Annotated in this window: 23 protein-coding genes; 9 read left to right on the forward strand and 14 right to left on the reverse strand. The window is 69.6% G+C overall.

The genetic code is table 11. The features are described 5' to 3' along the window. Positions 1-50: 50 nt before the first annotated feature. From E9232_RS16055 to E9232_RS16090, 8 genes are all read right to left on the reverse strand, one after another. Positions 51-1,019, reverse strand: coding sequence for an ABC transporter ATP-binding protein (locus E9232_RS16055; RefSeq protein WP_309795332.1), 969 nt, complete (start codon positions 1,017-1,019; stop codon positions 51-53). Positions 1,020-1,021: 2 nt separating this feature from the next. After that, complete coding sequence (locus E9232_RS16060; protein WP_309795334.1) at positions 1,022-2,029, reverse strand: ABC transporter ATP-binding protein; 1,008 nt, start codon at positions 2,027-2,029, stop codon at positions 1,022-1,024. A gap of 6 nt (positions 2,030-2,035) precedes the next feature. Beyond that, entirely contained in the window at positions 2,036-2,962 is a 927-nt protein-coding gene (locus E9232_RS16065) for a dihydrodipicolinate synthase family protein (RefSeq protein WP_309795335.1), read from the reverse strand. A 19-nt stretch (positions 2,963-2,981) separates the two neighbouring features. Further along, positions 2,982-3,866 carry an ABC transporter permease gene (locus tag E9232_RS16070; RefSeq protein WP_309795724.1) on the reverse strand — a complete coding sequence of 295 codons (885 nt, stop codon included), beginning with the start codon at positions 3,864-3,866 and terminating at the stop codon, positions 2,982-2,984. Next, a complete protein-coding gene (locus E9232_RS16075; RefSeq protein WP_309795337.1) occupies positions 3,866-4,825 on the reverse strand; it encodes an ABC transporter permease in 960 nt (319 codons plus the stop codon). Before E9232_RS16075 ends, E9232_RS16070 begins: the two co-directional genes overlap by 1 nt. A 141-nt stretch (positions 4,826-4,966) precedes the next feature. Further along, positions 4,967-5,590, reverse strand: a complete 624-nt coding sequence (locus E9232_RS16080) for an ABC transporter substrate-binding protein (RefSeq protein WP_309795339.1) — start codon at positions 5,588-5,590, stop codon at positions 4,967-4,969. After that, positions 5,566-6,546 carry an ABC transporter substrate-binding protein gene (locus E9232_RS16085; RefSeq protein ID WP_309795341.1) on the reverse strand — a complete coding sequence of 327 codons (981 nt, stop codon included), beginning with the start codon at positions 6,544-6,546 and terminating at the stop codon, positions 5,566-5,568. The genes E9232_RS16080 and E9232_RS16085 overlap by 25 nt, the downstream gene beginning before the upstream one ends. 24 nt (positions 6,547-6,570) lie before the next feature. Next, positions 6,571-7,287 carry a FadR/GntR family transcriptional regulator gene (locus tag E9232_RS16090; RefSeq protein WP_309795343.1) on the reverse strand — a complete coding sequence of 239 codons (717 nt, stop codon included), beginning with the start codon at positions 7,285-7,287 and terminating at the stop codon, positions 6,571-6,573. 104 nt (positions 7,288-7,391) lie between these two features. Between E9232_RS16090 and E9232_RS16095 the strand changes: the two genes are divergently transcribed. Next, the gene (locus tag E9232_RS16095) at positions 7,392-8,369 is read left to right on the forward strand and encodes a Gfo/Idh/MocA family protein (protein WP_309795344.1); all 978 of its coding nucleotides are present in this window, start codon (positions 7,392-7,394) and stop codon (positions 8,367-8,369) included. After that, positions 8,366-9,364 carry a Gfo/Idh/MocA family protein gene (locus E9232_RS16100; RefSeq protein WP_309795346.1) on the forward strand — a complete coding sequence of 333 codons (999 nt, stop codon included), beginning with the start codon at positions 8,366-8,368 and terminating at the stop codon, positions 9,362-9,364. The genes E9232_RS16095 and E9232_RS16100 overlap by 4 nt, the downstream gene beginning before the upstream one ends. Positions 9,365-9,424: 60 nt before the next feature. On the opposite strand, the gene E9232_RS16105 is transcribed toward E9232_RS16100, so the two are convergent. Further along, on the reverse strand, positions 9,425-10,063 hold the full coding sequence (locus E9232_RS16105) for a CGNR zinc finger domain-containing protein (RefSeq protein ID WP_309795347.1): 639 nt from the start codon (positions 10,061-10,063) through the stop codon (positions 9,425-9,427). A 135-nt stretch (positions 10,064-10,198) separates the two neighbouring features. On the opposite strand from E9232_RS16105, the gene E9232_RS16110 reads away from it, so the two are divergent. The 3 genes from E9232_RS16110 to E9232_RS16120 all read left to right on the forward strand — a co-directional run bounded on the left by E9232_RS16110 (position 10,199) and on the right by E9232_RS16120 (position 12,675). Then, the gene (locus E9232_RS16110; RefSeq protein ID WP_309795349.1) at positions 10,199-10,888 is read left to right on the forward strand and encodes an alpha/beta fold hydrolase; all 690 of its coding nucleotides are present in this window, start codon (positions 10,199-10,201) and stop codon (positions 10,886-10,888) included. Positions 10,889-10,986: 98 nt separating this feature from the next. Then, on the forward strand, positions 10,987-11,841 hold the full coding sequence (locus E9232_RS16115; RefSeq protein ID WP_309795351.1) for an alpha/beta fold hydrolase: 855 nt from the start codon (positions 10,987-10,989) through the stop codon (positions 11,839-11,841). 63 nt (positions 11,842-11,904) lie between these two features. Then, positions 11,905-12,675 (forward strand): SDR family oxidoreductase, encoded by a 771-nt coding sequence (locus E9232_RS16120; protein WP_309795352.1) that lies wholly within the window; start codon positions 11,905-11,907, stop codon positions 12,673-12,675. 104 nt (positions 12,676-12,779) lie between these two features. On the opposite strand, the gene E9232_RS16125 is transcribed toward E9232_RS16120, so the two are convergent. Beyond that, positions 12,780-12,962 (reverse strand): CsbD family protein, encoded by a 183-nt coding sequence (locus tag E9232_RS16125; RefSeq protein ID WP_309795353.1) that lies wholly within the window; start codon positions 12,960-12,962, stop codon positions 12,780-12,782. Positions 12,963-13,212: 250 nt separating this feature from the next. Here E9232_RS16125 and E9232_RS16130 point away from each other — a divergent pair, with 250 nt between their 5' ends. Next, positions 13,213-13,545, forward strand: a complete 333-nt coding sequence (locus E9232_RS16130; protein ID WP_309795355.1) for a hypothetical protein — start codon at positions 13,213-13,215, stop codon at positions 13,543-13,545. A gap of 56 nt (positions 13,546-13,601) precedes the next feature. Then, positions 13,602-14,219 (forward strand): hypothetical protein, encoded by a 618-nt coding sequence (locus E9232_RS16135; protein WP_309795357.1) that lies wholly within the window; start codon positions 13,602-13,604, stop codon positions 14,217-14,219. 95 nt (positions 14,220-14,314) lie between these two features. Here the strand turns inward: E9232_RS16135 and E9232_RS16140 are convergent, their stop codons facing one another. The 4 genes from E9232_RS16140 to E9232_RS16155 all read right to left on the reverse strand — a co-directional run bounded on the left by E9232_RS16140 (position 14,315) and on the right by E9232_RS16155 (position 17,977). Beyond that, positions 14,315-15,067: an SDR family NAD(P)-dependent oxidoreductase gene (locus E9232_RS16140; RefSeq protein ID WP_309795359.1), complete on the reverse strand. Its 753-nt coding sequence runs from the start codon at positions 15,065-15,067 to the stop codon at positions 14,315-14,317. 15 nt (positions 15,068-15,082) lie between these two features. After that, positions 15,083-16,078: a hydroxyacid dehydrogenase gene (locus E9232_RS16145; protein ID WP_309795361.1), complete on the reverse strand. Its 996-nt coding sequence runs from the start codon at positions 16,076-16,078 to the stop codon at positions 15,083-15,085. Positions 16,079-16,166: 88 nt separating this feature from the next. Continuing rightward, positions 16,167-16,907, reverse strand: a complete 741-nt coding sequence (locus E9232_RS16150; RefSeq protein ID WP_309795362.1) for an SDR family oxidoreductase — start codon at positions 16,905-16,907, stop codon at positions 16,167-16,169. Next, positions 16,907-17,977, reverse strand: coding sequence for a LacI family DNA-binding transcriptional regulator (locus E9232_RS16155; protein WP_309795364.1), 1,071 nt, complete (start codon positions 17,975-17,977; stop codon positions 16,907-16,909). The genes E9232_RS16150 and E9232_RS16155 overlap by 1 nt, the downstream gene beginning before the upstream one ends. Before the next feature lie 269 nt (positions 17,978-18,246). Here E9232_RS16155 and E9232_RS16160 point away from each other — a divergent pair, with 269 nt between their 5' ends. Further along, positions 18,247-19,536 carry an ABC transporter substrate-binding protein gene (locus E9232_RS16160; protein WP_309795366.1) on the forward strand — a complete coding sequence of 430 codons (1,290 nt, stop codon included), beginning with the start codon at positions 18,247-18,249 and terminating at the stop codon, positions 19,534-19,536. A gap of 37 nt (positions 19,537-19,573) precedes the next feature. Then, a complete protein-coding gene (locus tag E9232_RS16165; protein ID WP_309795368.1) occupies positions 19,574-20,548 on the forward strand; it encodes a carbohydrate ABC transporter permease in 975 nt (324 codons plus the stop codon). The last annotated feature ends 15 nt before the right edge of the window (positions 20,549-20,563 follow it).

The raw sequence follows: 20,563 nt of genomic DNA on the forward strand, positions 1-20,563 counted from the left end.
ATGGATTGCTTCGTCGGCTGCGCCTCCTCGCAATGACGAAGAGGGCGGCTTCATCGGCTGGCATCCTGTCTGATGCAGGCCTTGAAGTGGCCGGGCTCCACCTCCTCCAGCGTCGGCGTCTCGCGGGCGCAGGCGTCGATGGCATGCGGGCAGCGGGTGCGGAAGACGCAGCCGGAGGGCGGGTTGGCCGGGCTGGGGATGTCGCCCTTCAGGATCTGCCGCTGGCGCGGCCGGTCCGGATCGGGGTCCGGGATCGCCGAGAGCAGCGCCCGGGTGTAGGGGTGCTTCGGCGCCGCATACAGCCGCTCGCTCGGCGCGATCTCCATGATCCGGCCGAGATACAGCACGATCACCCGGTCGCAGATGTACTCCACCACCGCGAGGTCGTGGGAGATGAACAGCATGGTCAGGCCGAGGCGCAGCTGCAGGCCGCGCATCAGGTTGACGATCTGCGCCTGCACCGAGACGTCGAGCGCCGAGACCGGCTCGTCCGCCACCAGGAACTCCGGCTCCAGCACCAGCGCCCGGGCGATGCCGATGCGCTGGCGCTGGCCGCCGGAGAACTCATGGGCGTAGCGGTCGACCGCATCGGCCGGCAGTTCGACCGATTCCAGCGCCGCCCGCGCCTTGTCCAGCCGGTCGCGCCGCGTGCCGATGCCCTGGATGGCCAGGCCTTCGGTCAGGATCCCGCCGATCGTCATGCGCGGCGACAGGCTGGCGAAGGGGTCCTGGAAGATGTACTGCATCCGCCGCCGCTGCCGGCGCATCTCCGCGGCGGGCAGCCGGGTCAGGTCCCGGCCGTCGAACACCACTTCGCCGGCGGTCGGCTCGATCAGCCGCAGCACGGCGCGGCCGATGGTGGTCTTGCCCGAGCCGGATTCGCCGACCAGCCCGACCACCTCGCCGCGCCCGACCTCGAAGCTGATGTCGTCCAGCGCGCGCACCAGCGGGCCGCGGCCGAAGCTGCCCGGGCCGAAATGCTTGGCGAGGCCGCGCACCGCCAGAAGCGGATCCGCCATGGTCAAAGCTCCTGCCATCGGATGCAGCGGCTGGTGTGGCCGGGGCCGACCTCGGCCGGCGCCGGCACGGCGGCGCGGCAGGCGTCGACGGCATGGGCGCAGCGCGGGGCGAAGGCGCAGCCCTGCGGCATGGCGGCCAGGCCGGGCACCGTGCCGGGGATGGTGGCCAGCTTCAGGCCCGCCGCCTTCAGCCGCGTCGCCTCGCCCAGCTTCGGCACCGAGCCGAGCAGGCCGATGGTGTAGGGGTGGCGCGGGTGCCGGAAGACCTCGCGCACCGGCCCGGTCTCGACGATCCGGCCGGCATACATCACCGCCACGCGATGGGCGATCTCCGCCACCACGCCGAGATTGTGGGTGACGAACAGCACCGCCATGCCGCGCTCGTCCTGCAGCCGGCGCAGCAGGTCCAGGATCTGCGCCTGGATGGTGACGTCCAGCGCCGTGGTCGGCTCGTCGGCCAGCAGCAGCGTCGGGTCGCAGGCCAGCGCCATGGCGATGGTGGCGCGCTGGCGCATGCCGCCGGACAGCTCGTGCGGATGCTGGCCCGCCCGCCGCTTCGGATCGGGGATGCCGACGCTTTCGAGCAGCCCGACCGCCGTGGACAGGGCGTCCCGGCGGCCCTGGCCGAGATGGATGCGGACCGGCTCGGCGATCTGGTCGCCGATGGTGAAGACCGGGTTCAGGCTGGTCATCGGCTCCTGGAACACCATGCCGATGTCGTTGCCGCGGATGCGGCGGCGGGCCTCGCCGTCCAGGGTGGCGAGGTCGCGCCGGGTCCCGTCCTTGCCGCGGAACAGGATCGACCCCTCGGCCACGCGGCCGACCTTGCCCGGCAGCAGCCCCATGATCGACAGGCCGGTCACCGACTTGCCCGATCCGGATTCGCCGACCAGCGCCACCGTCTCCGACGGCCCGATCGCGAGATCGAGATCCGCGACGGCGGTCACCTCGCCGCCGCGGATGCGGAAGACGGTCCGAAGCCCGCGGATGTCGAGGATCGGCTCGGCCATTGCGCGTCAGCCCAGCAGGCCGGTCGCCTGCAGGATGGCGTCCACCTTCGCCGCCTCGGCATCGTTCAGCGCCCGCTGCGGCCGGGCCATGACATTGGTCTCGATGATGCCCAGCCGGCGCATCGCGGTCTTGAAGCCGCCGACGCCGGCCGACCCGGCGCTGGTGCGCGGCAGGCTAACCCAGACGATCTCGAACAGGCGGCACAGCCGCTCCTGCTCCGCCCGCGCCGCCGCCCAGTCGCCCTTGCGGCAGAGGTCGTAGAGCCGGACATAGCCATGCGGGTCGACATTGGCCAAGCCGGGCACGATGCCGTGCGCGCCGGCGGCCAGGGCGGAGTCGCACACGATCTCGGACCCGGTCATCAGCGAGATTGCGGGCTGGTCGGCCAGGTCCAGCAGCGCGAAGCGGAAGTTGCCGTCGTCGCCGCTCGAATCCTTCAGCCCGGCGATGGTGCCCTCGCAGGCCAGCGTCACCACGCTGGCGCGGTCCAGCTTGAAATGGACGCAGACCGGGATGTCGTAGGCGATCACCGGGAGGTCGATGGCCTCGCGCACATAGCGGAAATGGTCGACCACCTCCGGCGCGCTGGTGCGGGCGTAGAAGGGCGCGGTCACCACCACCGCGGCGACGCCGATCGCCTGGGCGACCTTGGCGTGGCCGATGACCCGGTCGGTGGTCGGGTCGATCACGCCGGCCAGCACCGGCACCCGGCCGCCCGCGACCTTCATCGCATGCTCCAGGATGCGCCGCCGCGTCGCCTCGTCGTGGAACACCACCTCGCTGGTGGAGCCCAGCACGAACAGGCCGTGCACGCCGCCGTCGATCAGGTGCTCCAGCACGCGGGTGAAGGACGGGTAGTCCACCTCGAAATTCGCGGTCAGCGGCGTGACGACGGGGGGGACGACGCCGTGGAACGAAGGGGCTGGTGCCATGATGGGCCTTTTCGGGAGGTCAGTTGAGGTCGGATCGGGGGTCGAAGGCGTCGCGCAGGCCGTCGCCGACGAAGTTGATGGCCAGCACGGTGATCACCAGGGCGGCGCCCGGGAACAGCCACTGCCAGGGGTATTGCTCCAGCACCACGGTGCTGCGGGCGGCGTTCAGCATGTTGCCCCAGCTCGCCTCCGGCGGCGGCACGCCGAGGCCCAGGAAGGACAGGCCGGCCTCGAGCAGGATGGCGGCGGCGATCTGCAAGGTGGCGTAGACCACCAGGATGTCGATCGAATTGGGCAGGCCGTGCCGCCACAGCAGGTGGCCGAGGCCGGCGCCCATGCCGCGCGACGCCACCACGAAGTCGCGCTCGCGCAGCTCCATCAGCCGGGCCCGCACCATGCGCGCCAGCACCGGCCAGGACAGCAGCGAGATCACCGCGATGGTCGGCACGATGCCCGCGCCGGTGATCGAGGCCAGGACCAGCAGCGAGATCACCGGCGGCAGGGTCATGGCGAGGTCGACGAAGCGCATGATCAGGGTGTCGGCGACGCGCCCGCCCATGGCCGAGACCGATCCCATCAGGAAGCCGATCGCCACCGAGATCGCCACCGAGACGATGGCGACCAGCATCGAGATGCGCCCGCCCTGCAGCACCCGGACCAGGATGTCGCGCCCGACGCCGTCGGTGCCGAGCCAATGCGCGGCGCTGGGCCCCTTGTTGAGGGCCAGGAGGTCGATGTCGTTCGGCCGGTGGCCGAGGATCAGGGGGTAGGCCGCGATCAGCACCAGCATCGGCACCAGGATGACGATGCCGGCCAGCGCCGCGCCGTTGGCCGCGAACCGGCGGAAGGCGCGGGCGAGCGGGCCGTTGCCGCGGCGGGGAGGGGAGAGGCCGACCGCCGCCATCACGTCACCTGGATCCGCGGGTCGATCGCGGCGTAGGTGATGTCGGTCAGCAGGTTGACCAGGATCACGCAGGCGCCGACCACCAGCGTGGCGCCCATGATCACCGGGTAGTCCCGGGTCTCCACCGCGCCGACCAGCAGCAGGCCCATGCCCGGCCAGTTGAACACGCTCTCCAGGAAGATCGCGCCGCCCACCGCGATGCCGATGGTCGATCCGATCAGGGTGACCACCGGCAGCAGCGCGTTGCGCAGCGCGTGCTTGAGGATGACCCAGACCTCCCGGACCCCCTTGGCCCGCGCCGAACGCACATAGTCCTGGTTCAGCACCTCCAGCAGCGAGGCGCGCATGTAGCGCATGATCAGGGCGGCGTGCCCGATCGAAAGTAGGATCGCCGGCAGGATCAGGTGGCCCAGCAGGTCGCCGACGGAGAACGGCGCGCCCGGCGTCAGCATGCCGCCGGACGGCGCCCAGCGGACCAGGACGGAAAAGACGTAGAGGCCGACCAGCGCGGTCAGGAAGGCCGGGCTGGAGATGCCGAAGAAGGCGGCCACGGAAAGGCCGACATCGGTCGCCGAATTGCGCCGGACGGCGCCGAGAATGCCGGTGCCGATCCCGACCACGATGGCGATCGCCAGCCCGGTGCCCATCAGCAGCAGGGTCGGGCCGATCCGCTCGGCGACGAGGCCGAGCACGGTCTCGCCGTTGCGCTGGAGCGAGAAGCCGAGGTCGCCGCGCAGCGCGCTGCCCAGCCAGGCCAGGTACTGCAGCGGCAGCGGCTGGTCGAGGCCGAGCCGGGTGCGCACCGCATCCATCTCCGCCTGCGACATCGCCACATTCGGGTTGATGTAGGCGTCGATCGGGTCGCCCGGCGCGAGCCGCAGCAGCACGAAGATCAGCATGCTGAGCGCGATCAGCATGCCGAACCCGACCGCAAGGCGACGAAGGCAGTAATTCAGCATCTCGCGTCCCGACCGATCGGCCTCTTCCCCAACCTCGTCATTGCGAGGAGGCGCAGCCGACGAAGCAATCCATGGCGCCACACGAACGGCCCGATGGATTGCTCCGCTGCGCTCGCAATGACGACCTAATTCAATGACGACCTATTCAAGCGCCCACTTCTCGGCATGGGCGGCGTAGGGGCCGCCGGCCGGGGCCGGGATCCAGGTGAAGTCCTTGAGCTTGCCGGAGGCGACGCCGTAGCGCTTGGCGACCCACAGGGTGGCCCAGGGCAGGTTGGCGTTCATCGCCTTGCAGACGCCCTGGTAGAGGCCGGCCCGCTTGGCATCGTCGACCTGGTTCAGCGCGGCATCGAAGGCGCCCGTCACCTCCGGCATCCGGATGCGCAGGAAGTTGGCACCGGCCGGCGGGATCTGCTTCTCGTTCAGGCCGATGTTGATGGCGCTGGGGTCGGGGCCGTTCTGCAGCCCGGCATAGACCAGCGGGAATTGCGACCAGTCCGGGCTCTTGGCATAAATGGTCGCGTTGTAGGTCGGGGTGTCGACCGTCCGCGGCACCACGTTGATGCCGACCTGGGCCAGCATCGCCTGCACCGCCGCCAGCACGTTCCCGGCCAGGGGCGTGTTGTAGTAGGTCAGCAGCGTGATCGGCTTGTCGCCGTTGATCTTGTCCCAGCCCGCTTCCGCCAGCAGCTGCTTCGCCTTCTCCGGGTCATAGGCGTAGGGGTCGATGTCCGAGGGGATCAGCGCGGCGCGACATAGCCGCAATTGGCCATCTCGGCCGCGCCCTTGTAGAGGCTCTGCACGATCGCATCGCGGTTGATGGCGTGCATCACCGCCTGGCGCACGCGCAAATCCTTCCACAGCGGCACCTCCTGGTTGAAGCCCAGGTAGTTCACGACGAAGGAGTTGCCCTCGATCACCTTGAAGGCGGCGTCGTCCTTGAAGGTCGCGACGTCGTCGGCCTCGACATAGCTGAAGCTGATCTCGCCGGACCGCAGCGTCGCGACCGCCGCGGCGGTGTTGGCGAAGTAGCGGTTGATGATCCGGTCGGTGACCGGCTTGCCGCCGCGGTACTCCGCGTTCGCTGCAAGTTCCACATACTGGTCGGTCACGTAGCGCGAGAATTTGTAGGGGCCGGTGCCGATCGGCGATTTCGACCACCACGGGTTCTTGGCGAGGGAATCCGCCGGGATGTCCTTCAGCGCGTGCTGCGGCAGCATCATCAGCTGGGTCAGCGTGGCCAGCAGCCCGGCATTGGGCGCCGACAGCTTCAGCACCGCGGTGTGCGCGTCGGGCGTCTCGACCGAGGCGATAGCGCCCAAGCGGGCGGCGAACACGGTGCCGGTGGCGCCGTTCTTCGCCGTGTCGATGGTGAACTTCACATCCGCCGAGGTGAAGGGCTGGCCGTCATGCCAGGTCGTGTCGGCCAGCTTGAAGGTGTATGCGGTCTTGTCCGCGTTGACCTCATAGCTCGTGGCCAGGGCGCCGACGATGGTCTCCAGCCTGGCGTCGTTGATCACCAGCGGCTCGAAATAGAGGCTGAGCCAGGTGAAGCCGCCGGTCGCGGCAAGCGGGTTGAAATTGCCCTGGAAGCCGCCGGGCCCGACGTCGAACCCGCCGGTGATCGTCGACGGCTCCTGCGCCGACACCGCATTCATGGCGCCCGGCGCCAGCATCGCGACGGCAAGCGCCAGCGCGGATGCCACCATCCTGTACTTCATCGAATCCTCCCCGTTTTTTTGACTTCAGTCTTGCGCCTTCGCGCCCGTGCTGGTCGCGAGCAGGCGGGCGATGCCGTCATAGTGCTGGTCCAGCCGGCTGCGGGCGGCGGCCTCGTCGCGCGCCTCGATCGCGGCGTAGATGTCGTAATGGTCCTGCCAGGTGACCATCGGGTCGGCGTTGGTCAGGTTCACGAAGTCGGACGCCTTGTAGAAGGCCATCCAGAACACGTCGATCAGTCCGGTCAGCATGCGGTTGTTCTGGCAGCGGAACAGCAGGGTGTGGAACTGCTGGTCCTCCTCCGCGAAGGTCTCGTTGCGCTCGGCCCGCCGCCGCATGCGCTCGACCGTGTCCTTCAGCTCGGCGAGATCCTCCGCCCCTATGAGTTGGATGGTCTTGCCGATCAAGCCGACCTCCAGCACCCGCCGGATCTCCAGCACCTCCGCCACCTCGCGCAGCGCGCCGCCCAGGCCATAGGCCAGGTTGGCCAGCAGCGGCTCGAACGAGAACGCCTTCACGAACACGCCGATGCCGCGCCGCGTCTCCAGGATGCCGAGCGATTCCAGTGCCTTGATCGCCTCGCGCACGGAGTTGCGGCTGACCCCCAGCTGCTGCGCCAGGAATCCCTCCGGTGGCAGCGGCGCGCCGGGGCTCAGCTCGTTGTCGTCGATGTAGCTCTTCAGGCTCTCCTGCACCGTCACATGCAGCAGCGGCGGCCGGGACAGCGGCTTGATCGCCTTCATCTGGGGCTCCATCCGACCATTCCGCCTCGCCACATCGACCCAGCTTGATGCTTGCTGACTTGTAGGATATCTGTCAAGGCCATAACAGAGGGAAGGGCGGAGGCATGGCTCGGGTAGCGCTGGCGGGCGTCGGCCACTGGCATGCGCAGATGCATCTGGACGCAGCCCGCGCGGCCGGCGCCGATGTCGTCGCCGCCTGGGATCCGTGTGCCGCCACCGCGGCCCGCTTTGCCGCCGACCATGGCCTTCCCTTGCAATCCGATCGCGAGGCGCTGATCGCGGCGAGGCCCGACCTCGTCGTCGTCATGGGCCGCCCGGACCAAGTGCCGGACCTCGCTCTGGCCTGCATGGCGGCAGGCCTGCCGATCGTGCTGGAGAAGCCGGCTGCGGCCTCGACGGCCGCGCTGGAGCCCCTGGTCGAGATGGCGCGGCAGACGGGGCTCTTCGTCGCGGTTCCGCTGCCGAACCGCTGCGGCCCGATCTGGCGGGAGATGGCGGATCTGCGAAGCGCCGGCCGGCTCGGCCCGGTCTCGCACGCCCAGTTCCGGATCGTGAACGGCCCGCCCCAACGCTATCGCGCGGAGGGCGTGCCCTGGGTGCTCGATCCGGCGATCGGCGGCGGCGGGGCGCTGCGCAATCTCGGCATCCACGGCATCGACGCGGCACTCGCCCTCGCCGGCGGGGCCGAACTCGCCGTCGTCTCCGCGTGCATCGACCGGCACCTCCATGGCGAGGCGGTCGAGGAGTATGCGGTCGTGACCCTGAGGGCGGCGGACGGCATGATCGCCACGGTCGAGGCCGGCTACACCTTCGCCTCGATGGCGGCGGGCGGCGATTTCGAGTGGCGCGTCTCGGCGCGGAATGCCTATCTCGTCGACCGGGGCGACACCTTCCGCGTGGCGACCCTCGACGACGGGCGGGTGCGCGATCTCACCCCGATCCCGCCGGCGGACCGGTACAAGGCCTTCATGGCCGACACGCTGGACCGCCTGGCGCACGGCGCGGCCCCAGCGGTCGGGATCGTGGAGTATTGGCGGGCGATGCGGCTGATCGACCGGGCCTATGAGGAGGCAAAGGCGTGATTGGAGTCGGGATCATCGGGGCCGGGTTCTTCGGCGCGGTCCATGCCCAGGCGATCGGCGCCGTGCCGGATGTGCGCGTGGCGGCCGTCTGCCGCCAGGACATCGACGCCGCCCGGGCCTTCGCGCGGCAGCATGGCGGCAACGCCCATGGCCACTGGCAGGCGGTGCTCGACGATCCCGCGGTCGATGCGGTGGTGATCGCGACGCCGCACCAGTTCCACGCCGAGATGGCGATCGCCGCGGCCGGCGCCGGCAAGCACATCCTGCTCGAAAAGCCGATGGCGCCCACCGTCGCCGAATGCGACGCGATCAATACGGCGGTGGCCAGGGCCGGCGTGCGCCTGATGGTCGGCCACCTCATGCATTTCGCGCTCCCTTGCCTCGTCGGCCGGGAGATCCTCGAACGCGGCGACATCGGCCGGCCGGTCCTGGGCAGCAGCTCGATGATCAAGCTGTGGATGGAAGCGAACCGGCGGCCCTGGCATCTCTCATCGAAGACCGGCGGCGGCATGCTGCTGACCGCCGGGATCCACGCCCTCGACCGGCTCGTCTGGCTGATGGGCGGCGAGGTCGAGGGCGTCTCCGCGCTCGCCGGCACCTTCTTCCACGACCAGGAGGCCGACGACACCGCGCTCATGCTGCTGCGCTTCGCCGATGGGCGGGCCGGGCAGGTGTCCAGCGTCGGCTATCGCGACGGCGGCGTCGGTTTCGCCCTGGACCTGGTCTGCGAGGCCGGCACGATGCGCCTGGATTTCGACCGCGGCGTCTCGGTCGGGCGGGGCGGCGCCTGGACGCCGGTCCCGAACTCCCTCGATCCCGACTGGATGCTGCGCGCGGTCGAACGCGAATGGCAGGCCATGGCCGCGGCGATCCGCGGCGACGCGCCGGTTGCGGTCGATGGCGCCTATGGCCGCCACATCATCGCCTGCATCGAAGCGGCGATGTCGGCCGGGCGCCTCCGCCGCGAGGTTGCGCTCGCACCACCGCCGGCTTGAGGCGGCGCATTTCGCGGGGGGCGGCGCCTGTCAGCCTGGCGCCGTCATCGCCATCCGATCCTATATCGATCCTTTGGGCAGCGATCTCAGCCGGTTCCGGTGCGCGGCCTGCTTCGCCCGGTTGCCGCAGATCGCCATGCTGCACCAGCGGCGGCCATGGCCGCGCGTGTGGTCGGCGAACATCAGGGTGCAGGCCGGCCCTTCGCACGCCTTGACGTGGGTGAAGTCCTCGTCACAGACGAACGCCGCCATCGCCTGGGCGATCGGCAGCAGCAGCGAGTCCGGCGACCGCCACCGTCGGGACCGCAGGACCGCCAGCCCTTGTGAAGCGCCCTCGCCCCGCAAGGCGATCTGATCGAATTCCTCGTCGCGCTCCAGCATCCGGTTCAGCGGCAGGAGGTCGTCCAGGGCATCCGCCGTCAGGGGCCGGCCCTTGCGGTCGTTGACGAACCCCCTGAACCATTCCCGCAGGCCGCGCGCCTGCGCCGCCACGCTGTCGAGTTCCCCCGGCATCGCCTGGGCCCGCAGCGCCGCCAGCGTGGCAGCCGGAACCAGCTTCGCCTGCGCCAGCCACGACAGCAGCCCGTCGCCGTCATCGAGCCATTCGATCGGCGTGTCCACCGGCGTCGCGATCGAGTTCAGGAAATCCAGGCCGAGCGCGTCGGCGAGGAACATCGCAGGGGGGTGATGATGGCCCATGGGGTCGACCTCGGCAGAAGCAGCGTTGCCCTCCCTACGTAACCTCACAGAGAGGCATTGACAAGTTATCTTCGTGGCGATAGTAACCTCATTAATCGAGTTGAAACGGTTACATTACCGCATTCAGGAGGCATCATGTCGCGCAACACTCCGACGATCGTGCTGGTTCACGGGGCCTGGGCGGACGGCTCGTCCTGGGCCCGGGTGATCGGCCCGCTGCAGCAGCAGGGCTTCACGGTGCATGCGGCGCCCCTGCCGCTGACGTCCCTGGACGATGACGTGACGGCGCTCGACCGGACGCTGGAGCGGATCGACGGTCCGGTCGTGCTGGTGGCGCATGCCTATGCCGGCGCTGTCATCGCCGGGACGCGCAATGAGAAGGTCCGGTCGCTGGTCTATATCGCGGCGCTGGCCCCGGATGAGGGCGAGACGGTCGCGGACGTGTTCTATCGCGCCGAGCCGCATCCACAGGCGCCGAAGCTGGCACCCGATGACCATGGGTTGATCTGGCTGCCCGAAGGCGCGTTCGCCGCGGCCTTCGCGCAGGACGCCGCGGTTGAGGAGCAGGCGCTGTTGGCCGCCGTGCAGCGGCCGATCGCCGTGCCGTGCATCAGCACCCCGGCCGGCCGGCCGCTGTGGCGGGACCGGCCGAGCTGGTTCCTGGTGGCGGAGGAGGACCGGATGATCGTGGCGGAGACGCAGCGCTTCATGGCGACGCGGATGGGCGCGCAGATCCTCGCCGCCCCGGTCGACCACAGCCCCATGGTCACCGCCCCCGAGATCGTCCTGGGCGTCATCGCCGACGCCGCCCGGGCCACGGCCTGATGGCCCCGGCGTATCTACATAACCTCAATGTCTCGTCTTAATTGGTTATCAAAAACTCGGTCGGTCCCACAGCCGGCCCATTCCACGGAGACTTCGCCATGACCCAGATCCGATACCGCAAGGCCGATGTCGAGGGCATCAATGTCTTCTACCGCGAGGCCGGCTCGCCCGCCGCCCCCAAGCTGCTGCTGCTGCACGGCTTCCCCAGCTCCAGCCACATGTTCCGGGACCTGATCCCGTTGCTGGCCGACCGCTTCCACATCGTCGCGCCCGACCTGCCGGGCTTCGGCCGGTCGGACATGCCGTCCCGGAGCGAGTTTGCCTACACCTTCGACCATATCGCCGGCGTGATCGATCGCTTCACCGAGGTGGTCGGACTCAACCGCTTCGCGGTCTACGTGTTCGATTACGGCGCGCCGACGGGCTTCCGCATCGCCGCGAAGCATCCGGACCGCATCACCGCGATCATCACCCAGAACGGCAACGCCTATGAGGAGGGGCTGAGCGAGGGCTGGAACCCGATCCGCGCCTATTGGCAGGAGCCGTCGGCCGCCAACCGCGACGCCCTGCGGGCGTTCCTGGCCCCCGAAACCACTCGCTGGCAATACACCCATGGCGTGGCCGACGAGACGTTGGTGTCCCCGGACGGCTCCTCGCTCGACGATTTCTACCTGGCCCGGCCTGGCGCCGATGAGGTGCAGCTCGACCTGTTCCTCGACTACGCCAGCAACGTCGCGCTCTACCCGGACTTCCAGGCCTATTTCCGCACCCACCGGCCGCCGCTGCTGGCGGTGTGGGGCAAGAACGACCCGTTCTTCCTGCCACCCGGCGCCGAGGCCTTCAGGCGCGACATCCCGGACGCCGAGATCCGCTTCTTCGACACCGGGCATTTCGCGCTGGAGACGCATGCCCGCGAGATCGCCGACGCGATCCGGGTCTTCCTCGCTCCCTGAACCGACACACCGCGCGTCATTCATTGAACGGTCGGTCAAACAATTAAGCCACGGAGCAGCGCCATGACCATGTCAGTCGCCATCGTGACTGGTGCCAGCCAGGGCATCGGCCGTGCCACCGCCATCCGCCTGGCCCGGGATTTCTCCGCGATCGTGCTGGTCGCCCGCAATCAGGCGAAGCTGGAGGAGGTGGCGGTGGAGGTGAAATCCGCCGGCGCCGAACCGCTGGTGATCGATGCGGACCTCGCCGAGGCGCCGGTCGCGCAGGACGTCGTCGCCAGCAGCCTGGCGGCCTTCGGCCGGATCGACGCGCTGCTGAACATCGCCGGGGCGGTGCCGCAGGTCGATCTGTTTGAGATGACCGATGAGCAGTGGGAAGGCGGCCTGGCGCTCAAGCTCCACGGCGCGCGCCGGCTGACCATCGCGGCCTGGCCGGCGTTGAGGGAGGCCGGCGGGTCCGTCGTGCTGATGTCCGGCAACTCCGCCGAGTTCCCGAAGGCGCCCTATGCCGCGGTCGGCACCATCAACGCCGCCATCGTGGCGATGGCCAAGGCGTTCTCCGATCGCGGCATCGCCGATGGCGTCCAGGTCAACAGCGTGCTGCCGGGCCCGGTCATGACCGGCCGCCGGCAATCGTATCTCCAGCACTGGGCGCCGCTGCACGGCATGACCGTCGAGCAGGCGACCGCCGCCTTCCCGAAGGAGGCCGGCATCGCCCGCTACGGGGAGCCGGAGGAGATCGCCGAGCTGATGGCCTTCCTGGTGTCCCCCGGAGCGCGCTGGATGACCGGTTCGGCACTGCGGATGGATGGCGGCGAGGTCAAGTCGATCTGACTTGGCAGCAAAGGCCATGAGAGCGGGCTCGCCATCGGGATGTGATGGCGAGCCCGATCTTCAATGCAGGGATAGGATCGGAGGATGGACCTCCGCGCCGCGCCCTATCGCTTGACGGCGTCCCGAACGGCATCCTTGGCCTTGCCGACTTCCTTCTGCACCTTGCCTTCGACCTTGTCGGCCTTGCCGTCGGCCTGAAGGTTGCGGTCGCCGGTCACCTTGCCCGCGGCATCCTTCACGGCGCCCTTGGCCTGCTTGGCGGCGCCTGCGATGCGATCCTTGTCCATGTCGAGTCTCCATGATTGCCAGTATCAAGGCAATGTGTGCCGACCTTAATTCGTTCCGCTGTTGCGCCTGACGTCAGAAGAAATAATGCGAATTCAATCCAAGGCGCAGCGATGCGGTGCGGCCGGACTGAATATCTTCGTGATACATCAAAAGTTAACTTTAAGGAGCTGCGTAATTTATTTACCAGACGGAACCGAACGGTCGTTGCCCTCATTTTCTTTGCATAGATGTTCCTTCCGGAGATTGAAGATGATCCGCACAGCGATCCTTGCCGCGATCCTTTCCGCCACGTCCGGCGTGGCGGCCACGGCCCAGACGACGACCGCGCCCGCCACTGGCGCCACGACGGACACCACGATGGAGGCGAAGCAGGGCGTTGTCCTGGCGTCGCCCGGCGAACTTAAGAAAGGCGCCAACAGCTTCACCGAAGCCCAGGCGAAATCCAGGCTCGAGGGCTTCGGTTTCACCAGCGTCACCGCGCTGACCAAGGACGTGGACGGGGTGTGGTGGGCGACGGCGTCCAAGGACGCCAAGAGCGTCAAGGTCGGCCTCGATTATCAGGGCAACATCGCCGCCGAGTAGGCCGCGCCCCGTTGCAAAACCATCCGCCGCCGGCGGATCATTCAAGGAGAAGATCAATGGCACGCATCGCCATCACGGGGCTGTTCGATCGCCGCGAAGACGCCGCCGAGGCCCGCCGGGACATCGAGTCCCTCGGCGTGCCGCGGGATGACATCGGCCTTATCGTCAACAATGTCGACGATGACGACGCCGATGGCCCCTCAAACGCGGGGGCAGGGGCTGGCACGGGCGCTGGAATCGGCACCGTCCTCGGCGGCGGGGCCGGGCTCCTGACCGGACTCGGCATCATGGCCATCCCCGGCGTCGGCCCCATCGTCGCCGCCGGTTGGTTGGCCGCCACCGTTGCCGGCGCGGCGGTCGGCGCGGTCGCCGGTGGCGCAGCGGGCGGACTGATGGGGGCCATGACGCATGCCGGCGTCGACGAGGGTGCCGCCCATGTCTACGCCGAGGGCGTGCGCCGCGGCGGCACCGTCCTGACGGTCCAGGTGGATGAGGCGCGGGCCCGCGAGATCGAGCGCATTCTGCTGGATCATGGAGCGGTCGACGCCGAGGCTCGCGGAGAGGCCTACCGCTCGTCCGGATGGCGGCAATACGACCCCGCGGCCCCGGCCTATACCCCGGAGGAGATCGCCCGCGAGCGCGACCTCTATGGCCGCGGCGATCCCAGGGTCTGATCGCAGGGACCAGGCCGGTCTATCGGACGAGGCAGCGCCTGCGGGCGACGCCTCGTCCGGGAACGCCCTGCCCCCTCCGCCTCCTTCGCCGTCACTCAGAACCCGACCCCGCCATTGATCTGCATAATCTCGCCGGCCAGGTAGGAGGCGTGGTCCGAGGCGAGGTACAGCACGGCGTCCGCCACGTCCTGCGGCGTCCCCTCGCGGCGCAGCGGCGTCTTCTCCACGGCGGCGGCGCGGCCTTCCGGGGTGTTGAAGGTGTCGTGGAAGCGCGTGCCGATCAGGCCGGGCGCGACGCCGTTGACGCGGATGCCCAGCGGCCCGACCTCCTTGGCCAGGCTGCGGGTGAAGGTCGCCACCGCCCCCTTGGTCGCCGCATAGTGGGCGGCGCCGAAGCCGCCGCCGTCGAACGCCGCCAGCGACGACATGGTGACGATGGCGCCCGAACGGCGCGGCTCCATCGACCGCAGGGCGGCTTGGCAGCACAGGAAGGTGCTGGTCAGGTTGATGGCGATCGCCTGCTGCCACAGCTCGAGACTGGTGTCGACGCAGCGGCTGCGCTTCAGCAGGCCGCCGGCATTGGCGAACAGGATGTCGACCGGCCCGAGATCGCGTTCGACCCGGGCGAAGACCTCGGTCACCGCCTCGGGACGGGTGACATCGGCCTGCAGGGCGAGGCCTTTCACGCCCTCCGCGGCGAACTCCTGCACGATGGCATCGGCCTCGTCCCGGCTGGTGGCGTAGGTGAAGGCCACCTTGGCGCCGGCCTTGGCGAAGGCGCGCGTGGTCGCGCCGCCGATCCCGGAGGCCCCGCCGGTGACGAGCACGACCTTGTCCTGGAAGCTCATGTCTGGGTCCTTCTCTCAAGCCATGGTCGCGAGCATCGCGGGCGTCACCGGGTGGCGCAGCGGTTCGCCGGCGAGGAAGCGGCAGATCTCGTCGACCGTGGTCGCCCCCTGGCGCTTGTGCGAATCCGCGGTGTGGCCGGCGGCGTGCGGCGACAGCACGACATTCGGCAGCGTCCGGAACGGGCTGTCGGCCGGCAGCGGCTCCTGGTCGAAGACATCGAGCGCCGCCTGGAACCGGCCGGTGCGCAGGGCGGCCAGCAGCGCCGCCTCGTCGACCAGCGAAGGGCGGCTGGTGTTGATGAACAGGCTGCCATCGCGCAGCCGCGCCAGCTGTGCCGCGCCGATCATGTGCCGGGTCTCCGGCAGCGCCGGCGCATGCAGCGAGACGATGTCGCAGGCGCCCAGCAGCTCGTCGAGGCCGGCGCGCTCGACGCCGAGTTCCGCTGCCTTCTCCGCCGACAGGAAGGGGTCGAACACCAGGACGCGCGAGCCGAAGGCCCGGAACAGCTTGATCACCAGCCGCCCGACATAGCCGGCGCCGACGAGACCGACGGTCTGTTCGCCCAGCAGCCGGCCGAGATGCCGCGCCCGCAGGTCGAGCCAGCCTTCGTTGGCCTTCATGCCGGCATCGTGGCGGTGCGGCTCACGCAGGATCGACAGGGTCTGCGCGATCACGAACTCGGCCACGGATTCGGCGATATGCACCGCGGCATGGGTCACCTGCAGGCGGCCGCTCTCGATCGCCGCGGGCGGCACCAGGCGGCGGACGCTGCCGGCGGAATGGGCGACCAGCCCGAGCTCCGGCCGCGCGGCCAGCACGTCGTCGCCGATCGGCGGCGTGCCCCAGCCGGTCAGCGCCGCGCCGGCGCCGTCGAGCAGCTGGACCAGGTTGGCGGGCGTCAGTTCGCCGGCGGCCGGGGCGCGCACCGTGGCGACCGCGGCCAGCTTCTCCTCCGCCGCGGGCGGGATCATCTGTACCCGCATCTCCGGGGTCAGCAGCAGGGCGACCACCGGCCGCGAGTCTCCTGAATGGGTTCGACCGGCGGTCGACATCGGCATTCCTCTCCGTGTGTGGTGCTCGTCCCTCTTTTGGGGACGGTCAGCTGCGGCTGGGCTGCAGCACGATTTCGGCGACATGGGCGCGGGCCGGCAGGCCCATCACGAACAGGCAGGCGGCGGCGACGTCGTCGGGCTGCAGCGCGGCCCGGCGGCTTTCCGCCGGCACCGGCACCGGCCGCTTGTCGAGCAGCGGCGTGTCGGTCATGCCCGGCAGGATCGCGGTCAGGCGCAGGCCGTTCTCGCGCTCCTCCTCCATCACCGCATGGGTCAGCGCCACCACCCCGGCCTTGGTCGCCTGGTAGGCGGCGCCGGAGCGATCGGCCTTGCGCGCGGCCACCGAGGAGATGTGGATGATCAGACCCTGCCGGCGGGCCCGCATGCCGGGCACCACCGCCCGGGTGAGGTTGAAGGCGGCGTTGAGGTTGGCGTCCACCATGCCGGCCCAGCTATCGGGCGTCAGCTCGCCGAAGGCGCGGCCGACGATGTTGGTGCCGACCGAGTTGACGACGATGTCCAGCCCGGACAGCGCGTCGCCACGCGGGGCCAGCGCCGCCTCCAGCGCGGCCGCGTCGGCGGCGTCCACCGCGATGACGGCGGCCGGCCGGTCCGGCGCGATGCCGCGGATCTCGGCCGCGACCGCGTCCAGCCGCGCGCGGTCGCGGCCGAGCAGCAGCAGCGCGCCGCCCTCCCGCGCCACGGCCAGCGCGGTCGCGCGCCCCATGCCGCTGCTGGCGCCGGCGACGAGGATCGTCCGCCCGGCGAGGAAACCCTGTCCCACCATCATCTGGCTCCGTTGTTCGGATGCGTGCGGTCGCGCGGCGGCGCCGTCGACGCCCGCACGATCAGCTGGGGCGTGGCGCTGACATGCGGCTCCGCCCCCTCGTTGGTGCCCTCGAGCACCCGGATCAGCGCCTGCACCGCGGTCTCGGCCATGGCGGCCAGCGGCTGGCGCACCGTGGTCAGCGCCGGGTGCACCACCGCGGCCAGGTCGATGTCGTCGAAGCCGACGACCGAGATGTCGCCCGGGATGCTGGCGCCGAGGTCACGCGCGCCGGCATAGCCGCCGATCGCATACATGTCGTTGATGGTGACCACGGCGGTCGGCGGGTCGTCGCGGCTGAGCAGCTCGCGGATGCCGATGCGCCCGAGCTCCGGCCCTTCGGTGTCGCCATAGCCGCCGATGCCGGCGCCCTGCCAGACCAGGTCGGGATCCAGCTCCAGCCCGGCCTTCGCCATCGCCGCGCGCAGCCCGTTCAGGCGGCCAACCCGGCTCGAGGTCTTGATCGGCCCGGAGATGAAGCCGATGCGGCGGTGGCCGAGGCCGACGAGATGCTGGCCGGCCAGCTTGCCGCCGAGCTCGTTGTCGATGCTGACGCTGCAGGCCACCACCTCCTCGGCGCCATGGCCGCGCCGGTCGAAGGCGGCGACCACCAGGCCGCGCCGGGTCAGGTGGCTGAGATGGTCGAAGGACAGCGGCGAGGAGCTGAAGATGACGCCGCGCACGCCGGAGGCGAGCAGCGTCTCGGCATAACGGGTCTCCAGCTGCGGGTCGCGCTCGGCGTTGCAGAACAGGACCTTGTAGCCCAGCGCCGTCGCCGCGCGCTCGACCCGGTGGGCCAGCGCGCCCCAGAACGGGTTGGCGACCGACGGCACGATCAGCCCGATGGTGCGGTTGCGGCCGGATTTGAACTGCTGGGCCAGGGCGTTCGGGGTGTAGCCCAGCTCCTCGATGGCGCGCAGGACGCGGGCCTTGGTCTCAGCCTGCATGCGCTCGTGACGGCCGTTGAGCACGTTGGAGACCGTGCTCGCCGACACGCCCGCCACCCGCGCCACGTCATGAATGCTCGCCACGATGTCCACCGATCCCCGACGGCCGCTCTGGCAACGGCCGCTCTTGTGCAACGTTTTATCAGCAATAGCGCCAGCGTGGCGGCCGTGTCAAATGGCTGAATAGGCCCTTCGGATAAGGCTGCCAAAATCTGCGGGTTGACACTCGCAGCGTCGCTGGTGTTACGTTGCACTAAGAACACCAAGAATGGACGCAGGCGCATCGCGACCTGCCGTCACGAAAGGCGCGGCAGGCGCCTCACCACTCATGGGAGGACACCGAGATGGCAAGGATGGTGAACCGACGCGACGTCCTGCTGCGGGGTGGTACCGCGATGGGAGGGCTGGCGCTGGCCGGCCTGCTGCCCCGCGCCGGCGCCCTGGCCCAGGCCCCGGCCCGCATCCGCTTCGGCGGCTACGTCGAATCGCAGGAACAGCTGACCCAGACCCTCGCGACCCTGAAGGCCTACACCGACCGCAATCCGGGGGTGGAGATCGTCCCGGAATTCACCAATTTCGGGGCCTTCACCGACAAGCTGGCGACCGAGGCCGCGGGCGGCAACGCGCCCGACATGTTCAGCGTGAATGTCGACCTGCTGGGCGAATACGCCCGGCGCGGCGTGCTCGACCCGCTGAACGCCTACATCCCGAACCCGCTCAACCTGTCCGACTATGTCGATGGGGCGATCAAGGCCGGCACCCTGGGCGGCAAGCTCTACGCCATCCCCAATGACTGCATCGCCCCGGCGATCACGGTGAAGGCCTCGATCTTCACCGATACGGGCATTCCCCTGCCCGACCAGATGTGGACCTGGGAGCAGCTGGCCGAGACCGCGGTGGCGGTCACCAAGGCCAAGGGCCCGCGCTTCTGGGGGCTGGAGGATGCGGGGTCGAACTACATCCCCTGCGACGTCTTCCTGCGCGGCATGGGCAAGTCGATGTTCACGCCCGAGCGGCAGTTCGGCTTCGCCCGCGAGGACCTCGCCGAATGGTTCGCCTACTGGGCCCGCCTGCGCGACGCCGGCGGCATTCCCCCCGGCGACGTGCAGGCGCTGTCGACCGGCGACGACCCCAGCCTGACCGGCCTGATCGCCGGGCGGGCGGCGATGTTCATCTCGCTGACTGACAGCTTCGTTGGCCTGCAGGCGCTGACCACGGATCCGCTGGTGCTGCACATGCTGCCGAACGGCTTCAAGGGCGGCTCGCTGGGCCAGCACCACTACACCTATGCCGGCAACTCCACCGGGATCTGGTCGAAGTCGCCGCACAAGGACCGGATCATCGACATCATCCGGTTCATCCATTTCGAGCCCGCGGGCATCGAGCTCTACTACCGCGGCAGCGGCATGGTGCCGGCGTCGAAGGCCGGCCGCGCCGCGCTGGCGACCGAAGGCACCGACGCCGACCGCACCATCATCGCCTATATCGACCTGCTGCAGCAGAACCCGGCGCCGCCGCGCTATCCCGGCATCACCGGCATGTCGGGCATGCTGCGGCGCGCCAACGAGGCGGTGGCCTTTGGCAAGATGAAGCCGCAGGAGGCCGCGGACCAGTTCATCGGCGAAGCCAAGGCGCGGCTGTGACGCGCCGCATCCCGACGATCGCGTGAGGGGCGGGCCGGTGGACGGGCATCAGACCATCTCCGCCGCGGCGCCGGCCGCCGCATCGCCCGGGGCCGCGAAGCGGCGCCGGGCGCGGCGCGGCATCGGCATGACGGCCGAACAGAACGGCGCGGCCTTCCTGTTCCTGTCGCCCTGGATCCTCGGGGTGGTCTGCCTGACCCTCGGGCCGATCCTCGCCTCGCTGTACCTGTCCTTCACCACCTACGATCTGTTCAACGCGCCGGTCTGGGCCGGGCTGGAGAACTACCGCCGGCTGCTGTTCGAAGACCCGCGCTACGTCCAGGCGGTGAAGGTCACCTTCACCTATGTCTTCCTGTCGGTGCCGCTGAAGCTGGCCTTCGCGCTGGCGGTGGCGGTGATGCTGAACCGCGGCATCGCCGGCCTCGGCCTCTACCGCGGCATCTACTACCTGCCTTCACTGCTGGGCGGCAGCGTCGCGGTGGCCATCATGTGGCGCCAGATCTTCAGCTATGACGGGCTGATCAACCAGATCCTGCTGTGGTTCGGCATCGACGGGCCGAGCTGGATCTCCAACCCCGACTACGCCCTCTACACCCTGGTCAGCCTGGCGGTGTGGCAGTTCGGGTCGCCGATGATCATCTTCCTCGCCGGGCTGAAGCAGATCCCGCAGGACCTCTACGACGCCGCGGCGGTCGACGGGGCAGGGCCGGTCACCAAATTCGTCCGGATCACGCTGCCGCTGCTGACGCCGATCATCCTGTTCAACTTCATCATGCAGATGATCGGCGCGTTCCAGGCATTCACGCCGTCCTTCATCATCAGCAACGGCACCGGCGGGCCGGCGGATTCGACGCTGTTCTACACGCTCTACCTCTACGAGCAGGGCTTCACCAATTTCCAGATGGGCTACGCCTCGGCGATGGCCTGGGTCCTGGTCGGCATCATCGCGACCGCGACCGCGATCGCCTTCATGTCCGCCCGGTACTGGGTGCATTACGGCGACGAGCGATGATCCGCGCCGGAGGGG

Origin of the sequence: Inquilinus ginsengisoli (assembly GCF_031453975.1) — a bacterium.
Lineage (GTDB): Bacteria > Pseudomonadota > Alphaproteobacteria > DSM-16000 > Inquilinaceae > Inquilinus > Inquilinus ginsengisoli_A.

Coding starts and splice junctions, on each gene's coding strand:
- E9232_RS16055 (WP_309795332.1), bottom strand. CDS start 1,019: ATGGCGGATCCGCTTCTGGCGGTGCGCGGCCTCGCCAAGCATTTCGGC.
- E9232_RS16060 (WP_309795334.1), bottom strand. CDS start 2,029: ATGGCCGAGCCGATCCTCGACATCCGCGGGCTTCGGACCGTCTTCCGC.
- E9232_RS16065 (WP_309795335.1), bottom strand. CDS start 2,962: ATGGCACCAGCCCCTTCGTTCCACGGCGTCGTCCCCCCCGTCGTCACG.
- E9232_RS16070 (WP_309795724.1), bottom strand. CDS start 3,866: ATGGCGGCGGTCGGCCTCTCCCCTCCCCGCCGCGGCAACGGCCCGCTC.
- E9232_RS16075 (WP_309795337.1), bottom strand. CDS start 4,825: ATGCTGAATTACTGCCTTCGTCGCCTTGCGGTCGGGTTCGGCATGCTG.
- E9232_RS16085 (WP_309795341.1), bottom strand. CDS start 6,546: ATGAAGTACAGGATGGTGGCATCCGCGCTGGCGCTTGCCGTCGCGATG.
- E9232_RS16090 (WP_309795343.1), bottom strand. CDS start 7,287: ATGAAGGCGATCAAGCCGCTGTCCCGGCCGCCGCTGCTGCATGTGACG.
- E9232_RS16095 (WP_309795344.1), top strand. CDS start 7,392: ATGGCTCGGGTAGCGCTGGCGGGCGTCGGCCACTGGCATGCGCAGATG.
- E9232_RS16105 (WP_309795347.1), bottom strand. CDS start 10,063: ATGGGCCATCATCACCCCCCTGCGATGTTCCTCGCCGACGCGCTCGGC.
- E9232_RS16110 (WP_309795349.1), top strand. CDS start 10,199: ATGTCGCGCAACACTCCGACGATCGTGCTGGTTCACGGGGCCTGGGCG.
- E9232_RS16115 (WP_309795351.1), top strand. CDS start 10,987: ATGACCCAGATCCGATACCGCAAGGCCGATGTCGAGGGCATCAATGTC.
- E9232_RS16120 (WP_309795352.1), top strand. CDS start 11,905: ATGACCATGTCAGTCGCCATCGTGACTGGTGCCAGCCAGGGCATCGGC.
- E9232_RS16125 (WP_309795353.1), bottom strand. CDS start 12,962: ATGGACAAGGATCGCATCGCAGGCGCCGCCAAGCAGGCCAAGGGCGCC.
- E9232_RS16130 (WP_309795355.1), top strand. CDS start 13,213: ATGATCCGCACAGCGATCCTTGCCGCGATCCTTTCCGCCACGTCCGGC.
- E9232_RS16135 (WP_309795357.1), top strand. CDS start 13,602: ATGGCACGCATCGCCATCACGGGGCTGTTCGATCGCCGCGAAGACGCC.
- E9232_RS16140 (WP_309795359.1), bottom strand. CDS start 15,067: ATGAGCTTCCAGGACAAGGTCGTGCTCGTCACCGGCGGGGCCTCCGGG.
- E9232_RS16150 (WP_309795362.1), bottom strand. CDS start 16,907: ATGGTGGGACAGGGTTTCCTCGCCGGGCGGACGATCCTCGTCGCCGGC.
- E9232_RS16160 (WP_309795366.1), top strand. CDS start 18,247: ATGGTGAACCGACGCGACGTCCTGCTGCGGGGTGGTACCGCGATGGGA.